This is a genomic window from Spiroplasma endosymbiont of Ammophila pubescens, from assembly GCF_964020965.1.
Taxonomy (GTDB): domain Bacteria; phylum Bacillota_I; class Bacilli_A; order Mycoplasmatales; family Mycoplasmataceae; genus Spiroplasma.
The window spans coordinates 467,447-488,814 of sequence record NZ_OZ026611.1 but is presented as its reverse complement, the minus strand read 5'-3'; the positions used below and the strand labels follow the sequence as shown (position 1 = coordinate 488,814).

The following is a 21,368-nucleotide window of genomic DNA, read 5'->3' as shown; positions in this document are numbered from 1 at the left end:
CCTTCCTTTCGTTATTCAAAACGCCCAGTAATATAATCTTCTGTTTTTTTATTAGCCGGACGAGAAAAAATAATCTTAGTTTTATTATATTCAATTAATTTCCCTTTTGTAAAAAAAGCAGTATAATCAGCAACTCGTGCGGCTTGTTGCATATGGTGGGTTACTAAAACAATTGTAAAATCTTTTTTTAGTTGGGTAATTAATTCCTCAATTTTTGATGTTGAAATTGGATCTAATGCACTGGTTGGTTCATCCATTAACAAAATTTTAGGTTTCATCGCAATTGCTCGGGCAATACATAAACGTTGTTGTTGTCCCCCCGATAATGCAAAAGCAGAATCTCGTAAATTATTTTTTACTTCATCTCATAATGCTGCTCGTTTTAAACTTTCAACAACAATACTATTAACTAATTTTCGATCACGAACTCCTTGATTCCGTGGTCCATAAGCAACATTATCATAAATTGACATTGGAAAAGGTGAAGGTTTTTGAAATACCATCCCAATGTCTGTTCGTAATTTAACAATATCTGTTTCAGGACTATAAATATTCTTCCCATTAATTAAAATTTCACCTTTAAAAATTGACTTTGGCTCAACATCATTCATTCGATTAAATAAACGCAATAATGTTGATTTTCCTGATCCTGAGGAACCAATAAAAGCAGTAACAGTATGTTCTTTAATTTTCATTGAAATATTAAAAAGAGCCTGCTTGTTTCCTTTATAAAAAAAGTCAACATTTTTTACTTTAATTAAATCTGGATTATTATCTGATGAATCAAATGTTGGATTCTTAATAATTACTTTTGGATCCATTATTTTTCCCCCTTCTTCTTCTTCTTCTTCTTCGTCTTATTTTCTTCATGGCGTTGTTTTTTCTTTGGTACAAATTTTTTTCAAAAATTATTAAAACTTTGTTTTTGATGAAGATAATTTTCTTTTGAAAAGAAAAATTTCAAGTTATTAATTCGATTTTTTCACTTAGCTCTAAATCCAATATTAACATAATTTGGTGCAAATTTCTTCCCTAAAATATGGGTCAAACTATTTGATAACCAAATTAAAACCATAATCGCAAAAGCTAATTCAAACATAATTCGCATTGCTCCTGCTGTTGCTCCTTCTTTTGAGAACATTAGAATTTGTGTTGTCATACTTGCCCCTGGTGACATAAATCCAGCAATTGGTAATCGTACCACGGTTCCTAATGTTAAATAAACTGGCGCTGATTCACCAATAACACGTCCAATTGCTAAAATAATGGCAGTAATAATACCTGGCATCGCATTTGGTAAAACAACTTTCAGTATTGTTGATGTTTTGTTAGTTCCTAATGCTAAAGAGGCATGTCGCAATGAGTTTTCAAGACCTGATAAAGCATCCTCAATACTACGAATCATAATTGGTAAAATAACAATTGTTAAGGTTAAACCAGAACTTAAAATGGATAATGGTAAACGACAAACACCAATAAAGAAAGCTAATCCAAAAGTTCCATAAATAATACTTGGTGTTGATGATAAAACATCAATTGCAAAACGCACCACTTTTGCAAAAATGCTATTTGGACGGGCATATTCATTTAAATAAATGGCAACCATTAATGATAATGGTATCGCAAAAATTATTGAACAAATAACTAATAACAGAGTAACTAAAAATGTTGAAAGAATTCCTGCTCCGCCATAAAAGGTTGATGTTGAAATTAGATCACTTCATACCATTCCAAATAATCCTTTTCAAATAATTGTAGCTAAAATAACTAATGTAAATGATACAACAATTACAGTTGAAGAGATTAAAAAGAACATTCCGATTCCATCTTTAAACTTTTTCAAACCCCTTGTTTTTTTAATATGTTCATAAAATAACTTATTAATTTTATTAGCATTATATGATTTACTTAATCGTAAACCTTTTGTTGTTTTACGAGCATGATAGTTTCGTTTTCGATTATGAAATGATTGTGATGAAATAATAAAAATATTAATAATACAGACGATAATAAATAATACTAGTCCAATTGCATATAATGCTGATTCATGCATTGGCCCTGAATTTTCCAACATTTCTAATCCAATTGTTGATGCTAAAGTTGCTATTGATGAAAAAATAAAATTAATAAAACCATTTCCAAGTTTTAAACCATCTGGTGCGTTTCCAGCAATCATCATCACCGCCATTGTTTCTCCAATAATCCGTGCAACTCCCATCATAATAGCAGTAATAATTTTAAATCAAGCTGAACGTAAAACAATACGATAATTTGTATGGGTTTTACTTAATCCTAATGCTAATGAACCAAAGCGATATGAATCAGGAACATTTTCTAAAGCATTGATTGATAATGAAATCATAATTGGTAAACCCATAAAAGCTAAAGTAATTGATGTTACTAATAAGTTTGAGGTTGAAGGAGCGCCCATTAACATGAAAAGCGGTCCTAAAATTACTAAAGCAAATAATCCAAAAACAACAGATGGAATTCCAGCTAGCAATTGGATAATACCAATCACTTTACGTTTAATCCTTGGACTTAAATATTCTGAAATATATAATGATGAAAAAATAGTTAACGGAATTGCAAATAGTAAAGCAATTAATAAGACAAAAAATGTTGCAATAATAATTCGTCAAATACCAAATTGACTATTATTAGCATTTCAAGTATTACCTGATAAAAAGCCTCAAAAACCACCAGGATAATGTTGGAAGAAATAAATTGATTTATAAATGATAAAACCAACTAGAGTTAATAAAATTAAAATTGTTAAAATCGCAAAACAATAAATAATAATTTTTGAAGTAAAATCAATAATTTGTTTTCGTCCGCGAAAATTATTTGTAAAACGAATTTTTCATAATGTTATTTTTTGGGAAAACGGTTGTTTTTCTTTCGTGACTTCTTTCTTGGCCATAGTTAATTCTCCATTCCGTTATATTCATATTCAAAATATGCTTGATATTTTTCGGGAAATTTTTTCACAATAATATCTCAAATACTTTGATAATCTGATTTAAAATTTCAAGCTACTTTTTCACTATCAGCTGTTCTTCCACTTTTTGCAAAAGTTGTATTATTATTATACTTTCGGAAGAAAAAGTCATCAATTGATAATGGTTCTTCGCCTTCTTCCATATATCAATATGCAGCATCATGTGGACTTAACTTAAAATTTGAGTCATAATAAGGATTATCTTTCCCATTTCGTAGTTTTGGTTTTGTTTTTGAATATGGTAATGGATCTAACATTCATGCAATAAAAGGTAAGGCATTATTGAATTGTTTTCCTTGATAATTAATAATTTCAGTAAAGGGTCTTGTTAAAGAATAAGCTGGATTAAATTCATAATTATTATCAATAACTTTATATGGTAATTCTGGTTCTGTACTTCCTTTACTAATAACACTAGCAATTGCTTTTGTCCCTAAATCTTCATTGCTAATAATTCTTTTAATATATGAAAAAGAAATATAACCAATTGACCCAGGAGTAGTTGAAATTGCTTGATACATTGAACCATTTGATGAATCTACTTGATTTGTTTTATATTTTTTGCTTTTAATTACTGCTGATTCAAAAAAATCTCTTGTCCCACTTCCAGACTCACGTGTTAAAGTATAAAATTTATTGCTACCACTACTACAAACTAATTGCGAACCAAAAGCTTGTTGTCAAGTAAAATTTGGATTAGTATAAATCTTACGAATTAATTCAGTTCCTTCTCCACCAAAAAAACTTTGAAATTGTAACGAATCTTGGTGTGGTTTAATTTTACAACCATTTGGTAAATGATATACCAAGATAATATAATCACGGGCAAAAACAAAACGACCAGTATGATAATCTGCTCATAGTTGTTGAGCATTAGAGCGGTTATCCCCTGGTTTAGGCGTTGAATTAACATCTTTTGATAAAAAACCAAAAGCATAACTACCATTTTTTACACCAACTAAGGCAGCAGCACTTCCTAATGAATTATATAAAATATCTTTTTTGTTATCACGTTTATATTGTTCCGTAATATTTGCCATTACTTGGGCAACTGATGTACTCCCTCCAGCAACAATTACATTACTAGCCGATGCAATTGTTCAAATAATAATTGATATTACTAATACCAAAACAAAACCAACTAAAGTAAACATTTTATGATGGCTAATCTCTCCTACTACACTCTTAAGAAAATGTTTTTTTTCTTTCTTTTCCTTAACAGCCTTAGTAGATTCGTTTGGCTTCATTTGTTAAGTTTCCTCCCCTTTATATGGTTTTATTTGTTTAAAAATTATTCATACTAATTGTATCAAAAAAATAAAAAATCATAAATAATTTATGCTTTTTTATTTTCAAGTTTATTCTCAAATTCTTTAATCATTTCAGCAGCTTGTTGTAATTTAATTCCAACAATTTTTGTAACTCCTTTTTGTTGCATTGTTGCCCCATATAATACTTCACAATGTTCCATTGTTCCAACGCGATGAGTAACAACAATAAATTGAGTGGTATCAACAAAACTACGAATATACTTAGCAAATCGCTCAACATTTGCTGGGTCTAATGGTGCTTCTGCTTCATCTAAAATTACTAATGGAATTGGTCGGACTTTTAAAATCGCAAAAAGAACTGATAAAGCAACCAATGATTTTTCTCCTCCAGATAATAAATTTAAATTAGTAATATTTTTCCCTGGTGGTGATACTTTAATATCAACTCCTGTTTCTAATAAATTTTCTGGTTCAGTATAAATAATTCTTGCTGAACCACCCCCAAATAATACTTCAAAAGTTGATGGTAAATTCTCATTTACTTCTTTAATTGTTTTATCAAATTGTTCTTTCATAATACTATCCATTTCATCAATTGATTTTAACAAGTTTTTAACCGAATCATTTGCATCGTTATATTCATTATTCATAAATTGAAAACGAGCATTTTCCTCTTTATATTCTTCAATTGCTTCTAAATTAACATTGCCAATTTGAGATAAGTCACTTCGTAACTGTTTAATTTCATCACGAATTAAATCTTCATTATCAATTACCTTTAATTCTAATGTCTTAGCATGGTCATATGTCATTTGATATTCTTCTGTTAGTCTTGTTAGATTTTGCTGAATTTTAACATTAATAATCGATAAATCAATATTCATTTTGCTAATTTGTTCTTGCAAAGCTGAAATATAATATCGTTTTTCTCCAATTTGATTATTAAGCTCATTGATTACTAATGACTGCTTATCTTTTAAACTACGGGCAACATTTAATTGTTGTTCAATTTTTGTTTTTAAAAATTCTTTTTGTTTAATTTGATCCGTAATATTAAGCACTGCTTCATTTTCAACTATTTTTGTTTCATTAATATTTTTTGATGTTAGTAACTGATATTCATTTTGCAACTTTGTTTGGTTATACATAATAATTTCAATTTGTCGTTTCCCTGCCCCAATTGAAGCTTGATTTTCAGCAATAACTTCATTAATTTCATCTAATTGTCGTCGAAGCATATTTAATTGTTTTAAAATATGATGATATTCTTCAGTTTGCATTGCTAATTTTTCATTAAGAATTCTTAATTCTTTTTCTGGATTAACAATGGTCATCCGTGTTCGTCGAGAACCCCCTGTAACAGCTCCTTGCGGGCGAACAATTTCGCCATCTAATGTAACAATATTATAACGATATTTTGTTAACTTTCCAATTTCTTGTGCACTATCAAAATCAGTACAAATCAAATAACGACTTAGTAAATAATCAACTGCAATTCGAAATTCTTTTTTTACTTTAACTAAATTATTTCCTAAACCTAAATATCCTCGCACTGATTTAATTACAAATTCTTCATCACTGTTAAGATAGCGTGGCGATATTACATCTAACGGAATAAATGTTGCTCGTCCAGCACGGTTTTGTTTTAAATATGAAATTGCTCGTTTTGCACTATCAACATTTTTAACTAAAATATCTTGTAAACGCCCACTTAAAGAAGTCACAATTGCTTGCTCATATTTTTCATCAACATTAATAATATCTTGAACTAATTCCATAATTCCAGGAAAAACATTTTTATTATTAATAATATTTTTAACACCTTCATGTAAATTATCCTGATTTTCAAAATTATGTTGTGCACGTTCTAATTCACTTTCTAAACGAATAATTGTTTTATTAATTGCTCCTAATTGCTCATTTAGCACAGCTTGCTTTGTATTAAAAGTTTCACGTTGAGCACGATATTCTTGTTGCTGTGTTTCTAATGTTGCCAATTTTTCACTTTCATTTTGTAAGTTAACGGTTAATTCATTATAATCATTAATCATATTAGTAATAGTAATATCATTATTAGACATTTTTAAAGCTGCTTCTTTATTATCTAATTCAATTTTATGTACTTTTAAATCACTAATTTCTGAAACTAAACTTTGAAATTCTTTAGTTAAAACATTAATTTTACTATCCAAATTAAAGTTTTCTTTGTTTAATTCATTATATTCAATTTCTTTATTTTTTAATTCTCGATCAGCATCTTGTTTTGTACTAATAATTTTTTTCTGTTGTGAACGTAATTCTAATAATTTGTCATTAAAAAAAGTAATATCTTTTACTAAAACAGCTAATTCAATTTGATTTAATTTATCTTTTAATGTTGTATATTTGATTGCTTTTTCACTTTGTCGTTTCAAACTTGGTAATTTACGTTCGATTTCATTTAAAATATCTTTTAAACGTGCTAAATTCTCATTTGAACGGTCCAATTTTTTTAAAGCTTCTAATTTACGGCGTTTATATTTTGCAACCCCAGCAGCTTCTTCAAATAAAGCACGTCGTTCTAATGGCTTTGCTTCTGCAAAAGCATTAATATTTCCTTGTGAAATAATTGCTAATGATGACTTTGTTAAACCACTATCCATTGCAAAATCCTGAATGTCTTTTAAACGAACTCGTTGTTTATTAATAAAATATTCATTTTCACCAATTCCTCGAAAAACACGACGAATAATTTCGATTTCATCATAGTCCATTGCAAAAATCCGGTTTGTATTATCAAAAATTAGTTTAACTTCTGCCATATTTAATGCTGGTTTTGTTTCTGACCCATTAAAAATAACATCTTCACTATTATTCCCACGAAGTGATTTAATTGATTGTTCACCTAAGCATCAACGAATTGCATCATTAATATTTGATTTTCCGCTCCCATTTGGTCCTACAATTCCTATCATTTCATGATCAAAATTGACTGTTAATGGATCAGCAAATGATTTAAAACCAAATGCCTCTAATTTTTTTAAAAATAACACTACTCATCACTTCCTTAAATATCAAAATTAACAACCAAATTATTCTTTAATAATTATTCTATAAAAGTTTATTATTTGCAACTAAAATTAATAAAAACATCAAAATAAAGTTTCCTAATGAAAAATGAGAGTAAAATTTATTCTTATTTTATTCTCATTTATAAGTACTTACTTTTTCTTATTTTTTTTCTCTTTTTTTTACTCTTTTTTGTTCTTTTTGTGTTTTAATAAATAACTTTAATTTTTTTCATCATTGAAAACCATTATTTTGATGATCTGGTAACAATAAATTTAAGAAAATTCCAGTAAATGCTACTAGTGCAACACCTGTAAATTGTAAATTACCAGTCCCTAAATTAAAATTAAAAACCGCCCCTCCTAAGCCTAACACTAACATAATTGCTGTTACAAAAACATTTTTCATATTTGTATAATCAATTTGATTATTAATTAACACTCGAATTCCGTTTGTAGCAATCAAACCAAACATAATCATACTAATCCCGCCCATTACTGGTACTGGCAACATTTGTACTAATTGATTCACTTGAGCAATAAATGATAATCCAATTGCAAACAGGACAGCCAATCCTGTTACTCATACCGAAGCAATTCGTGTCATCCCAACTACTGAAGCATTTTCACCATATGTTGTATTTGCTGGTCCACCAACTAAACCATCAAAAATAATTAAAACTCCATCAGCAACTAATGTCCGATGCATTCCAGGGTCTTTAACAAAATTTTTTCCTGTCATTTACCCCATACTAATATGATCACCAATATGTTCAGCAATCGCAATAATTGCCAAGGGACTAATTGCTAAAATAGCTGGCCCAATATTACTTGCTTTTAAATCTCAAATTTTTTTAAACGATGGATATCATTGTCATTGACTTGGGTCAGTAATTTTTGATGTATCTAAAATTTGATATTCTGTTCCAATTGCGAAATGAAGAATTACACATAATAAATATCCTGTGACAACACCAATAATGACTGGAACTACCTTAGTAAATCCTTTACATTTCAAAGCGATAATTGCTGTTACTAAAAAGGTAAAAATAGCAATTCCAATCCCAATCCAATGTGAATAAGGTTGCTTTCAAGCAGTTGGATTAAAACCAGCATTATTAATTGCACTTGGGGCAACAGACATTCCAATAATAATAATAATAATTAATGGTCCAACAATTACTGCTGGTAAAATTCGTTCTAAAAATTTATTACCAATAAAATATACTAATACTCCAAAAGTGATATAAATAACACCAACCATCATTACGGCAATAAAAACCGCATTGCCATATAAAGGATAACACACTCCCATTGCTCCCATATATGCAAACGAACTTTCCAAATACATTGGTACTTTTGCAGCGGTAATTGCAATATAAATTAATATTCCAACCCCTGAACAAAACAAGGCCATTGCAATGTTCATAACTTCAACTCCAGCTGTTTGATTAATAATTAATGGTACTAACACCGTTGAACAAAACATAGCAAAAACATGCTGTAATGCTAAAATTGACCATTGCAAAAAGCTTTTTGGGTTATCATGCGGACCTAATAATAATTTAATATTATTTTCAATTAAAGTAGTTTGTTCTTTTTCCATTATTTTTTCTCCTTCTTTTTTAAAATTGCATAAAAAAACTAGTTTGTAAATTATTACTAACTAGTAAATTGCATTATTAACATTAATTATTGTTTTATTTTGTAGAATATTAAAGATATCAAAAAGAATCTTCTTTTTTTGTAAAAAAAAAAAAAAACTTCAAATTCTTTCATCAAACCAATTTGCATTTTGTACCTCAACATTCCTGCAAATAATGATAACATTTTTTAATATTAATGTAAAGAATTATTAATATTTTTTTATTCCCATTCAATTGTTCCTGGTGGTTTTGATGTAATATCATAAGTAATTCGATTAATTCCATGAACTTCACTTACAATTCGAGCTGATACTTTTTCCAATAATTCAAATGGCAGCCGACTTCAATTTGCTGTCATAAAATCAGTTGTATCAACACTGCGCACAACAGCAGTATATCCATATGTTGGTACATCGCCCATTACACCAACTGACTGAACAGGTAATAAAACAACAAATGCTTGTGCAACTTGATCATATAAATTTGCCTGATATAATTCATCAATAAAAATTTGATCAGCTGCTTGTAATAAAGCTACTTTTTCTGCGGTAATTTCACCAATAATTCGGACTGCTAAACCTGGTCCTGGGAACGGATGCTTATACACAAATTTAAAATCAATGCCCAATACTTCACCAGTTCGGCGAACTTCATCTTTAAATAATTCACGTAATGGTTCAATTAATTGAAATGGTAAATCCTTTGGTAATCCCCCAACATTATGATGCGATTTAATTGTGGCAGATGGTCCCTTCACTGAGACAGATTCAATCACATCTGGATAAATTGTTCCTTGTCCTAATCATCTAACATTTTGAATTTTTATTGCTTCTTCATTAAAAATTTCAATAAATAAATTCCCAATAATTTTTCGCTTTTCTTCTGGATTAGTAACTCCCTTTAAAGCAGTTAAAAATCTTTCTTGCGCATTAATTTTAATAATATTTAATTTAAATTTTTCTTGAAATTTTTGTAAATCATTTCATCCACTATCTTGGCGTAATAATCCGGTGTCAACAAAAATACATGTTAATTGTTTTCCAATTGCTTTATGTAATAAAACTGCACAAACACTAGAATCAACACCACCTGATAATGCTAAAACAACATTATCAGTTCCAACTTTATTCTTAATCTCAGTTGTTGCTGCTGAAATAAACTCTGTAATTTTTCATTTTGGCTCACAACCACAAATGTTAAAAACAAAATTGTTTAATAATTGTTGGCCAATTAAAGTGTGGGTTACTTCTGGGTGAAATTGTAAACCATAAATTTTCTTTTCTGAATGTTTAATTGCACTAATTGAATTTTCACTATGAGCAATTTGAATAAAATTTGTTGGAATGCCTTCAATATGATCAGCATGACTCATTCACACTTGTGATTTAACAGGGATGTTCGTAAATAAATCTTCTTGATTATCAATAATTAATTCTGAAAAACCAAATTCTTGTTTTGTTGCTCGTTGTACTGTCCCTCCATGTAAATGACTTATTAATTGCATTCCATAACAAATTCCTAAAACAGGAACTTTTAATTCAAACAATTGTTTATCAATTAAAAATGCATCTTCTGTATAAACAGAGGCAGGCCCACCTGATAAAATAATTCCTTTCATTGGTGTTGTTTTAATTTTTTCTAATGCTGTATTATATGGTCATACTTCACAATATACTTCTAAGTCACGGATCCGACGGGCAATTAATTGAGTGTATTGTGACCCAAAATCTAAAATAATAATTTTATTTGTTATTTTCATTTATTCACCTCTCCATATGTATACATTTGGTAATTGTCGAAATTGGTCATTATAATCAAAACCATAACCAACAATAAACTCATTTGGAACAATAAATAGTGCATCATAGGGATAATTAAAATTTGGATGCATAGCAATTTTATCTGCTAAGCAAACTACTCGTAAACTATTTGTTTTTTTTGCTTGAATTTGTTCAATGACAGCCGATAACGTTTTACCAGTATCAATCAAATCTTCAATTAATAAAACATCTTGTCCAGTAATATCTTTTGAAATATCCTTATGAATAGTAAGTTTATTTGTTGACTGAGTTCCAATGTAACTTGAAATACTCATTGTATCAATCACAATTTGAATTTTAAGTTGTTTTAACAAATCACTCATAAAAAATAATGCTCCATTTAGTAAACCAATACAATATAATGTTTTACCTTCGTATAATTTATTTAATTTTTCCGCATAATCCTTAATTTTATTTTGAATTTTATCCTCTGGTAGATATAATTCTAATTTGTCTATTTGCACAATTGTTATTCTCCTTTACAAAATAAAAAAATAAAAGCATAAACTATCATTGCTAATGTGCGAAATAGGTTATGCAAATTATTTTTGTTAAATTTACGAAAATAAAACAAAAAAATTATGCCCTATAGTATCTTAATGACGGTAAGATGTAGAAACATTAATCCATAATACTAACATATATCAGCATTTTATCTTTTTATCACACGTTAACTATAACTTATTCTTAAAATTAATGCAAGATAATTTATAAAACTTTAATTAGGTAATTTAATTAAATAATTATAAATTTTAATCACCATCTCATAGAATTATTTTTATGTGAAAAGAGTTTAAAATAATTTGCATAAATAAAAAATGTATATGGTATATACATTATACATTTTTGTTAAAAATGAATTCTTATTTTTTATTTTTTTTTATTCGTTAACATGATTACATAAATTAATCTATGTTCCTTTACAAAATTATAATTTCCCACAAATGTCATCAACATTTTCTACTAATTGCGCTCCGTCTTTAATAAAACCATTGTTTTTATTAGCAACAGTAATTTGATCTGGAAAACAAAAAACTTCTTTCTCATCATGTTTAGCCAATGACATAATTCGATGTGTTTCATCATCTAAACTTGATTGAACAATGATAACACCATTCATCAATCCTGACATAATCCGATAAAGTTCATACTGACTTTTATTAACATTATTTTGGTATGCTTCAGCAATAATGATTTGAAATTTTGTATTAGGATATTGTTTTGTCATTTGTTCATAATCATTTAAATTTTTAAGAATTAAAATACTACTTCCATTACTAAGATTTTTAACCACACATTCATTAATGCCTGGTTCTGAAGTAACAATTAAAGTTATTTTTTGCTTTAATATTTTCTTTGTTAACATCTTAGTTGTCATTAGTCCTCTTTTATTTGGTGCTGTTGTTCCACAAATTGCTAATTTATGTTTTTGACCATTTAAAACAGCCAAGTCACCAACATAAAATAAAACAAAGGGAGGTCGATAAATATTGCATAATGATTTTGGATATTCACGATTAATAATCGTAACATAACGACATGTTATTTTAGTTTCAATATTAATTAAATCTTCATAAGCAATTTTTTTTGTTTCTAAGGCTTGATAAATTTTAAGTCAGTCCCCATTATATTTTAAAGCAAAAAAAAAAAAAAAAAGTAAAACTTGACGCATATTAATTCCTTTCTATTTAATAATTATAATTTTCTTAATATAAGAAATATAACATTAACAGTTTTACTTTTGTTATTTTTATTTATAATTAACATTATTTTTTAACATAGCTTCACGAACAGGGCGATAAGTTTTCCGATGCAATGATGTAATTCCAAATTCTTGTAATGCTAATAAATGTTTTTGGGTTCCATACCCTTTATTATTTTTAAAATCATATTGTGGATAATCTTGATCAAATTTGAGCATTAAATTATCTCTTGTTACTTTTACTAAAATTGAAGCTGCCGCAATTGATTGTGAAAGACTATCCCCTTTAATAATTGCTTGGTGATGATAAGATGGTCCTAACTTTTCTGCATCAGTTAAAATTATATCTGGTTTAACCATTAAATTATCAATTGCTTGTTGCATACCAATAATACTTGCTTGCTTGGGATTCAAAGTTTCAACCATTGCAACAGAAATAATCTCAATCGTATAACTAATTGCAATAGACATAATTTCATCTGCTAATTTATTTCGTTGCTTTAGTGTTAATTTTTTACTATCCTTAATTTCATCGTTAACATAATTTAGCGGTAAAATAACAGCGCTAACAACTAAAGGACCTGCTAAACATCCGCGGCCAGCTTCATCAGTTCCTGCCATAATTGTTGTATTAGGATATGACATTAAAATCTCTTGTTCAAATTTATTCATAATTAATTGTTCCTCTTCCAGGTGGAAACTCAAAAGACATTAAACCAAACTTATTATTTCATAAATTATTTAAAAAATCAGTAACAATATTATTAACATTATCTTCATCAACTTTATGAAAACGATTTTGTTGCATTACTAATAATAATTCAAAAAGTTTTTGTTCATCTGTTACATCAAAATTATCACTTGGTAAAAGATGATATTGCTTCGCTAACAAAGAAAAATAATATTTATGCATTCATTTTATTGCAGCTAAGCAAATTTCTTCTTTTGGTAAAATATCTTCTTTGATTGACCGTGTAAAAGCTAAATTCATTGCTACTTGTGGGTCATTAATTTTAGACCATAAAATTCCCGGAGTATCAACTAAATCAATTTGATGATTTAATTTTAATCATTGTTGGCCTTTTGTTACACCTGGTTTATTACCAACTCGAGTTGAATTTCGTTTTATTAAAGCATTAATAAAAGTAGATTTTCCAACATTAGGAATACCAATTACCATTACTTTTAGTTTTGGTGATTTAATTCCTCTATTTTGATCACGTTCAATTTTACCAGCTAAAACAAAATAAATTTTTTCAATAATTAATTTTGTAATATTGCCATGCTTACTATCCAATGGTAAAACAGCAATCTGTTGAGATTGGTAATATTCAAGTCATGCCTTGATGGCAACTGGGTCCGCTAAATCTTTTTTATTTAAAATAATTAACTTTGGTTTTAAACCACGTAAGTTATCAACCAATGGATTTGAAGAGGAAAACGGAATTCGACTATCAACAATTTCAATTACTAAATCAATTAATTTACTTTGCTCATCAATTTGTTTAATTGCCTTTGCCATATGGCCAGGAAACCAATGAATATTTGTTGTCATTTTATTTTTCTCCTTTTAATCTTTTTTTAATAATTTTTATCATTTTAAATAAAAATTATTTAACATAATCTTCAACTCATTCCAATGAAATTGCGGGAATTTTCTTCCCTTTTTTAATATCTTCTAAAAATTTAGCACATAGAAGTAAATTATCGGTTGTTTCACTATCAGGTAAAGATAAATTTGTTGTCATTAATTTAATAAATTCTTTAACAATTTGTTTTACTGATGATTTTGGTTGAATTCGAACACTATATGCTGTTTCTAATTTTTTTTGATATTTTGTTAATAACAATTGGAATGCTTTAATTGCTACTATTTCTGTATTATCCTCTATTTTAAAAAGTCCTAAAATTTGTGTATTTCAATAAACATCTGGTTGAGAAAAATTAATCCCTGTAATTGGTACTGTGTCAATAAATTCAACATTATTATAACGATAAATTTTTTCACGGGTAAAAAATATTCCTCTTCCTTTTTCAAATGTTTCATTATTATCAAATATTTTTTCTAATAAAAGTTCTTTATTACTATCTGGTAAACTAATAATTAATATTTTCTTATTAGCATACTTTTTTAAAAGTTTCTTAAAATTGGCTAAACACCGCTGATATTCTTTACTAGTTTGCTCTTCATGACATAATAACATTTGACAATAAATTTCTTGGCTATGATAATATTCCATTCATTTTTTTGTTTGCTCAACATCAGCTTTTTGTGTGTTTGAAAATAAAATTATTCTTTTCACATCATTTAATTTCGCATAATTTAAAAGATTAGCACCAGAATGTGCAATTCTTGCATCAACTACTTCAATAATAACATCAGCTGCTTCAGCAAGTTTATAAACCCTCTTATTATTTTTAATAAATTCTTTGGGAATTGAAAATTTCTTATCACACATAATTGTGTTTCCTCCTTGTGTTATTATTTTAATACAAATTAAAAAGACTTTATCAGTCTTTTAGGGTTATTTTGTTTTAATAATCTCTTTAATTCGAGCAGCTTTACCAGTTCGATTACGCATGTAATAAATTCTAGCACGACGAACTCGTCCATATTTTACAATTTCAATCTTATCAATTAATGGCGAATGTAAAGGGAATTTTCTTTCAACGCCAGCTCCATTACTAATTTTACGAATTGTAACTGATTCTGCAATTCCGCTACCTTGTAACTTAATTACTACTCCTTCAAAAGCTTGAATTCTAAACTTATTTCCTTCCTGGATTTTATAATGTACTTTAATTGTATCTCCTGAAGAAAATTGTGGCAAATCACTACGAAGTTGATCTTTTGTAATTTCTTCTGTTAAATTCATCTTCATAACTGTTTTTTTCCTTTCTACGGTCGTTAAACCTTTTTTTCGTTTTTAATTTTTTCTAATAATATTTGTTGTTCTGTGGTTAAAATTTTTTTTTCTAAAAGGTCGGGACGTTTTAATCAAGTTTTTTTTAATGCTTCATATTCTCGTCATTGGGCAATTTTCTGATGATGACCACTTAATAAAACTTCAGGAACATAATGGCCATCATATTCAACTGGTTTTGTATAAACAGGATAATCTAATAGATTGTTAGAAAAAGAATCATTGAGATGTGATTGTGTATTAATTACATTTTCGCATAAACGAGTAACACTATCAATTACAACCATACTAGCTAATTCACCGCCAGTTAAAATATAATCACCAATTGATAATTCATAATCAATATAATATAAAATTCTTTCATCAAAGCCTTCATAATGCCCACAAACTAAAATTAAATCATTATCATTTGCTGCAAATTGTTGCACTTGTTCTTGCACATATTGCTTACCTTGTGGTGTTAACAAAATTGTTATACTATCTTTTGTTTGGTAAGCTTTAATCGCTGCTACTAATGGTTCAATCATTAAAACCATTCCTTCACCACCACCATATTGGTAATCATCAACTTGATGATGTTTGCCAATGCTATAATCACGAATATCAACAATTTTAATTGCAATTAATTTTTCATAAAGTGCTTTTTTAATAATTGATGTTGTCATAAAATTATTGAACATTTCTGGAAATAAAGTTAACACTGTAAACTTTTTCATTTTAAATCACCTTTTTTAAAATAATTTCTTGTTGTTGCAGATCAACTTGTTCAACATATGCATCAACATTTGGAATCATCATTAATGTACCATCTGTTGTTTTAATTTCAAAAACAAGATGTGCCTTAGTTTCAAATTGATTTACTAAAATCCCAATTTTTTTTTGATTATGAAAGACTGTAAAATTAATTAAATTTTCCTGATTAATAACTTCTGTATAATTCAAATCTGCTTTTTGAGCAAATAAATAGCATTCTTTAAAAGCTATTACCTCATTAATATTAGTAAACTCTTTAAACTTTAAAATATAATCTTGCTTAGTAGAAGTAATTTTAATTAATGTTACTGGCGTATACATCATTTGAACTTGAATAAACATTAATTTATTAAGCAATTTATTTATATTTTTAATGTTTATTAATAAAGTTGCTTTAAGTTCACCTTTAATTGCATGGGGCTTTTTAAGTTTAAAAATTTTTAACAAAGTTTCCATCTATAAAACCTCAAACTTAATATTAACTTTATTTTGATCAACATGTGCTCTAATATTTAATAAAGTTCTTAAGCTATTAGCAATTATTCCTGCTTTACCAACAACATATCCTAACACTTCTTCATTACACATTACTAATAAATTAATTTCTCCTACGTTTGTCGATGGCATTTGGCGAATTTCATAATATAATTCATTATCATTCTGACAAATTAACGGATTAATTAAATTTTTAAGTTCAGTAATATACATTAATTAACACCACACTTAATTACAACTATTTTTTGGCATCTGTTGTTGTCTTTGCTTTCGGATTCTTTGTTACCTTTGCTTTTTTATCTGTTGCTGTCTTTTCTTTTGTACTCTTTGTTGTTTTAGCAGCATATTTTTCATTATGCAATTTAGTCATTAAACCTTCTTTACTTAACAAATTACGAACAGTATCAGTTGGTTGTGCTCCTGTTAATAATCATTTGTAAGCAAGATCATGATTAATTTTCACATCACCATTAATAGGATTATATGTTCCAATTAACTCAATATATTCTCCATCACGTTTGACACGAGCATCTGTTGCAACAATTCGGTAGAATGCTGCTTTCTTTTTACCTATTCTTTTTAAACGTAATTTTACCATTAATAATTTCCTTTCTAATTCTGCGTTCATGTTAAACTATAAAACTTAACATCCTTTATATAATACCTGAAATTAAAAAAGAGTCAAGTTTTTTAACTTAACACTTTATTTTTTGCTAATCATATTTTCCTTCTTCAGAAAAATCATTTTTAAAAACATTTAACATTGATTGTGGGATAAAAACATCTTTTTTATGTAATGTCATCCCTTTTCCACTAATTCCAAATATTTTTTCATTTACACGTTTGTTTAATGTTTCGCCTTGATATTTAGAATGTAACTTATTATTTAAAAAAAATATATAAATATTGTAAACCAATGAATAAGGTTAAAATACAAATAAAAGAAAAAGTTAAAATTAATCATCCCCATTCTTGATAAACATTAAGAAAAAAAATAAGGATATCAAGTATCAGGTGGTCTCTTATCTAAATGACGCAATGTTCCTCGAATTAAAATTACAATAAAATAACAAACTGGATAAATTAAAATTAATCATAATGCTAATTTATAATGTTGTTTTAAATTATATTCAAAAGTTCCGGTTGTTAAAATATAACTAATAATCATACTAATTGGAATTACTAAGTGCAAAACAATTGTCGATATTCAAGCATATACATTGTATTGATTAGCATCTTGTGTACTTGTAAAAATTCCAAGTCAAAAAACTACCATTGTAATTGTAATATATGTTGTCACAGCTAATTTAATTAAATAACTAGGACTTTGAATTTTAAACTTGTTTTCAAATAAATAAATGAAAAAATAAACAGCAACAATATAATTAGTTTGCGTTGTAAAAAACGAATAATAATTTGATACTCGTTCTGCATATCCTAAATCACGAAATTGAGGTTGTGGACTAATTATTGCTAACACTAAATCAGCAATTAAAAAAAATAAAATTAAAAATAAAACACTTAATCGTACATAAAATAAAATTTTAGTATTTCACTTTAACATAAAAAACCTCCTAATAATTAATATTATTTTAATATTTTGATGGTATCTTTTTGCTAAAATTTTATTTCTTAAAAGAACTATTTAGGTCGCATGTAAAAGATTGGGGTTTTTGTTTTTAAATATTATTTAGTTCAATAAAATAAAGACATTTTTTTCTTGTTTTTATAAAAAACCCCAATTTTCTTTATACGACCACTATTTAACATTTAAATTTTGTAATAATATTTGTGAACATTCTTGGCAAGCTAAAGAGGAAAAACATCACCATTTGAAACAAATTTAATCCCAACTGGATTAAAAAAATTATGACAAACTTCACATTCTTTTAAGCACTGTCTCACTTGTCCTAAACACTCATCACACATATTGGCATTATTTTCTCGTAAAAAATATTGATGACAATGGATACAATTAACAACCATATTTTTAAATTGAGTTGTTTCTCATTTTGAATATTTATAAGAATCATTAGATCCAACATAACAATACACTTTTAAAATTCATTTATTATCCTTTGTAATTTTTTTCCATTTAAATTAACTTTTGTTAACAAATATTTTCTTGCTAGTTCACTATCAGTAAAAACTTTAACAACTTTCCCTTGGTTAGGAGTATCAGCATTATCAGTGTAAAAAACAATATATAAATTTTTAATTGTATTCACTATCTTTTCATCCCTTCTGTTTTTGTATCCTTTTGAAAATTTTGTGCAGCACATTTAAAACAAATTATATATTCTTTATTATTTACTAATAATTTTCCAAATAATTCGCGATTAAAATCATCTCAAACAAGACGATGTTTTTTACATAAATCACATTAAAAAGTTTCCAAACCAACTAATTCACTTTCACATTCTGAACAAAGTTGATAACGAGCTAATTTGCTTTTAACACGATTACATTGTTGACAAATTGGTAACTTTTTAATAAAGTCTTCTGTTCCTTGCTTGTTTAGTTCGTAATTATCAGTTGTACTATCAAATGTAAATATTAAACAAAATGAAATTGCTTTAATAATATCTGCATTATATTTGTTATCTAAATAACAATCTTCTAACGCTCGTTCTGCATCAGTAGCTGTTTTACAAATACATCGTAAATTTTGTTTTTTACAGTTACCATCAAAGATAAAATAATAATCTCAAATCAATTTTTTATTCCTCACATTGCTATAATTAATAATTAATATATAGCATTATTATATCATTTTTTTATTAAACCATTTATTAAAACACAAAAGACCTATTAGGTCTTTATTTTATTTTCATAGTTAATTCAACTGCATGGTAAGACAAAATTATCTAACTTTTTTCTTAATTAGTAAAAATTCGTAATACTTTTAATGCTAATAATCGTGGATTTTGATCAAGCTCTTTACGAATTTTGGGGTTATCAATAATTAATGATAAAAATTCATATAATTTGTATTCATTGTATGTATATAATTTGTCAATAAATTTTTTAACATCTAATTTTAGTGCAACAAGTAATTTTAAAATTTTATTTCAACTTGTTTTTGAACAATCTTTTTCAATTCGACAAATAGTCGATTGTTGTAACCCTGATATTTTGGATAATTAACGTTGAGTTAATCCTTTATGAATTCGTAATTGTTTAATAACTTCGTTAATTTATATATATTCCTTTCATATTATCATAAGTAACTAAGTTAAATATTTTATGTCCCCCTATCTATGCAATGCTAAAATTATAACAAAAAAAATTTATAATTAAATAAAATTTTTATATGCATCAAATTAAAATAATAAGTTTCGCGGCGTACGTGGAAAGGGAATCACATCACGAATATTTGTCATTCCTGTCACATACATGATAAAACGTTCAAACCCTAAGCCAAAACCTGCACTTTTATAATAACCATATTTTCGTAAATCAATATATCATTGTAAATCTGTCGTTGGAATTTTTAGTTCATTACAACGACTAACAATTTTATCATAATCATTTTCACGAACACTACCGCCAACTAATTCTCCAATTCCTGGTACTAGTAAATCACACGCAGCAACTGTTTTATTGTCATCATTAATTTTCATATAAAATGCTTTAATTTCTTTCGGATAATTAAATAAAAAGGTTGGTTTTTTTGTTTCTATTTCACACAAATATCTTTCATGCTCAGTTTGTAAATCCATTCCTCAAAAAATATCTGGATTTTCAAATTTTTGACCTTTTGTAACAGCTTTCTGTAAAATTTCAATTGCTTTTGTATATGATAAATAAACAAATTCATCATTTAAAACACTTTTTAATCTTTCCAATAATTTATCATCAACATTACTATTTAAAAAGTCAAGTTCATAATGGTTGTTAATAAATAAATAAATAATAATATGCTTAATCATTTTTTCAATTAATGTCATATTTTCTTCCAGGTCAATAAAAGCAATTTCAGGCTCAATCATTCAAAATTCAGCAGCATGTCTTGTTGTATTAGAATTTTCAGCACGAAATGTTGGACCAAAAGTATAAACATTTCGAAAAGCTTGTGCAAATCCTTCAGCATGAAGTTGACCTGAAACAGTTAAACTAGCTTTTTTCCCAAAAAAATCTTCATTATAATTATTATCAGTTCTTGTTGTTACAATAAATGATTCGCCAGCACCTTCAGCATCATTTCCGGTAATAATTGGTGTATGAACATAAATAAAATTGTTTTTATTAAAAAATTCATGAATTGCAAAAGAACTACTACTACGAATTCGGAACACCGCATTAAAAGTGTTTGTTTTTGCACGTAAATGAGCAATTTCACGTAAATATTCATAAGAATGCTCTTTTTTTTGTAATGGATAATCTTCACTTGCCTCGTCAAGAATTTCAATTACGGATGTTTGAATTTCAAATGGTTGTTTGGCAGATGGTGTTACACAAAACTTTCCAACTACTTTAATTGCTGATGAAATTCGTAAACTACTAATTGCTAAAAAATTAGCAAGTTGCTCCGCTTTATAAACAATTTGCACATTATTAAAAACTGTTCCATCATTCATAACTAAAAAACCTAATTTACCACTACTGCGATTAGAACGAACTCACCCAAAAATTGTAACTTCACTTTGATCTTTAACTTGATCTTGGTATAGCTCTAAAACTGTTGTCATATTTTTTCTCCTTTTTTC

General features: G+C 27.4%; 21 protein-coding genes, 1 pseudogene and 1 riboswitch. All 22 genes and pseudogenes read right to left on the bottom strand.

Annotated features, from left to right (window positions below; translation table 4 throughout):
- Positions 1–11 precede the first annotated feature (11 nt).
- Positions 12–821, bottom strand: a complete 810-nt coding sequence (pstB, locus tag ABNT63_RS03070; protein WP_348736370.1) for a phosphate ABC transporter ATP-binding protein PstB — start codon at positions 819–821, stop codon at positions 12–14.
- Positions 821–2,923 (bottom strand): phosphate ABC transporter permease PstA, encoded by a 2,103-nt coding sequence (pstA, locus tag ABNT63_RS03065; RefSeq protein WP_348736369.1) that lies wholly within the window; start codon positions 2,921–2,923, stop codon positions 821–823. The genes pstB and pstA overlap by 1 nt, the downstream gene beginning before the upstream one ends.
- A 2-nt stretch (positions 2,924–2,925) precedes the next feature.
- On the bottom strand, positions 2,926–4,248 hold the full coding sequence (gene ptsS / locus ABNT63_RS03060; protein ID WP_348736367.1) for a phosphate ABC transporter substrate-binding protein: 1,323 nt from the start codon (positions 4,246–4,248) through the stop codon (positions 2,926–2,928).
- 89 nt (positions 4,249–4,337) lie between these two features.
- Complete coding sequence (locus ABNT63_RS03055) at positions 4,338–7,304, bottom strand: chromosome segregation protein SMC (RefSeq protein ID WP_348736365.1); 2,967 nt, start codon at positions 7,302–7,304, stop codon at positions 4,338–4,340.
- A gap of 178 nt (positions 7,305–7,482) precedes the next feature.
- A pseudogene (locus ABNT63_RS03050) lies at positions 7,483–8,925 on the bottom strand (uracil-xanthine permease family protein).
- 260 nt (positions 8,926–9,185) lie between these two features.
- On the bottom strand, positions 9,186–10,724 hold the full coding sequence (guaA, locus tag ABNT63_RS03045) for a glutamine-hydrolyzing GMP synthase (RefSeq protein ID WP_348736363.1): 1,539 nt from the start codon (positions 10,722–10,724) through the stop codon (positions 9,186–9,188).
- A complete protein-coding gene (locus ABNT63_RS03040; protein WP_348736361.1) occupies positions 10,725–11,249 on the bottom strand; it encodes a phosphoribosyltransferase in 525 nt (174 codons plus the stop codon).
- Positions 11,250–11,354: 105 nt separating this feature from the next.
- A riboswitch (purine riboswitch) is annotated at positions 11,355–11,452 on the bottom strand.
- A 261-nt stretch (positions 11,453–11,713) separates the two neighbouring features.
- Positions 11,714–12,457 carry a DNA-processing protein DprA gene (locus ABNT63_RS03035; RefSeq protein WP_348736360.1) on the bottom strand — a complete coding sequence of 248 codons (744 nt, stop codon included), beginning with the start codon at positions 12,455–12,457 and terminating at the stop codon, positions 11,714–11,716.
- Between the two features lie 78 nt (positions 12,458–12,535).
- Complete coding sequence (locus ABNT63_RS03030; protein WP_348736359.1) at positions 12,536–13,159, bottom strand: ribonuclease HII; 624 nt, start codon at positions 13,157–13,159, stop codon at positions 12,536–12,538.
- Complete coding sequence (gene ylqF / locus ABNT63_RS03025; RefSeq protein WP_348736358.1) at positions 13,152–14,042, bottom strand: ribosome biogenesis GTPase YlqF; 891 nt, start codon at positions 14,040–14,042, stop codon at positions 13,152–13,154. Before ylqF ends, ABNT63_RS03030 begins: the two co-directional genes overlap by 8 nt.
- Before the next feature lie 55 nt (positions 14,043–14,097).
- Positions 14,098–14,946: a ribosome biogenesis GTPase RsgA gene (locus tag ABNT63_RS03020; RefSeq protein WP_348736357.1), complete on the bottom strand. Its 849-nt coding sequence runs from the start codon at positions 14,944–14,946 to the stop codon at positions 14,098–14,100.
- Between the two features lie 66 nt (positions 14,947–15,012).
- The gene (gene rplS / locus ABNT63_RS03015) at positions 15,013–15,369 is read right to left on the bottom strand and encodes a 50S ribosomal protein L19 (RefSeq protein ID WP_348736356.1); all 357 of its coding nucleotides are present in this window, start codon (positions 15,367–15,369) and stop codon (positions 15,013–15,015) included.
- A gap of 26 nt (positions 15,370–15,395) precedes the next feature.
- Positions 15,396–16,127, bottom strand: coding sequence for a tRNA (guanosine(37)-N1)-methyltransferase TrmD (trmD, locus tag ABNT63_RS03010; protein WP_348736355.1), 732 nt, complete (start codon positions 16,125–16,127; stop codon positions 15,396–15,398).
- A gap of 1 nt (position 16,128) precedes the next feature.
- Positions 16,129–16,620 (bottom strand): ribosome maturation factor RimM, encoded by a 492-nt coding sequence (locus ABNT63_RS03005; protein WP_348736354.1) that lies wholly within the window; start codon positions 16,618–16,620, stop codon positions 16,129–16,131.
- Positions 16,621–16,872, bottom strand: coding sequence for a hypothetical protein (locus ABNT63_RS03000; protein WP_338992078.1), 252 nt, complete (start codon positions 16,870–16,872; stop codon positions 16,621–16,623).
- 25 nt (positions 16,873–16,897) lie between these two features.
- Positions 16,898–17,257: a 30S ribosomal protein S16 gene (rpsP, locus tag ABNT63_RS02995; RefSeq protein ID WP_348736353.1), complete on the bottom strand. Its 360-nt coding sequence runs from the start codon at positions 17,255–17,257 to the stop codon at positions 16,898–16,900.
- Positions 17,258–17,372: 115 nt separating this feature from the next.
- Positions 17,373–17,576 (bottom strand): hypothetical protein, encoded by a 204-nt coding sequence (locus tag ABNT63_RS02990; protein ID WP_348736352.1) that lies wholly within the window; start codon positions 17,574–17,576, stop codon positions 17,373–17,375.
- A gap of 65 nt (positions 17,577–17,641) precedes the next feature.
- Positions 17,642–18,223: a hypothetical protein gene (locus ABNT63_RS02985; protein WP_348736351.1), complete on the bottom strand. Its 582-nt coding sequence runs from the start codon at positions 18,221–18,223 to the stop codon at positions 17,642–17,644.
- A gap of 245 nt (positions 18,224–18,468) precedes the next feature.
- Positions 18,469–18,714: a hypothetical protein gene (locus tag ABNT63_RS02980; RefSeq protein ID WP_348736350.1), complete on the bottom strand. Its 246-nt coding sequence runs from the start codon at positions 18,712–18,714 to the stop codon at positions 18,469–18,471.
- 2 nt (positions 18,715–18,716) lie between these two features.
- Positions 18,717–18,887: a hypothetical protein gene (locus tag ABNT63_RS02975; protein WP_348736349.1), complete on the bottom strand. Its 171-nt coding sequence runs from the start codon at positions 18,885–18,887 to the stop codon at positions 18,717–18,719.
- 155 nt (positions 18,888–19,042) lie between these two features.
- Positions 19,043–19,375: a hypothetical protein gene (locus ABNT63_RS02970; protein ID WP_348736348.1), complete on the bottom strand. Its 333-nt coding sequence runs from the start codon at positions 19,373–19,375 to the stop codon at positions 19,043–19,045.
- A gap of 607 nt (positions 19,376–19,982) precedes the next feature.
- Entirely contained in the window at positions 19,983–21,350 is a 1,368-nt protein-coding gene (asnS, locus tag ABNT63_RS02965; protein WP_348736347.1) for an asparagine--tRNA ligase, read from the bottom strand.
- Positions 21,351–21,368 lie beyond the last annotated feature (18 nt).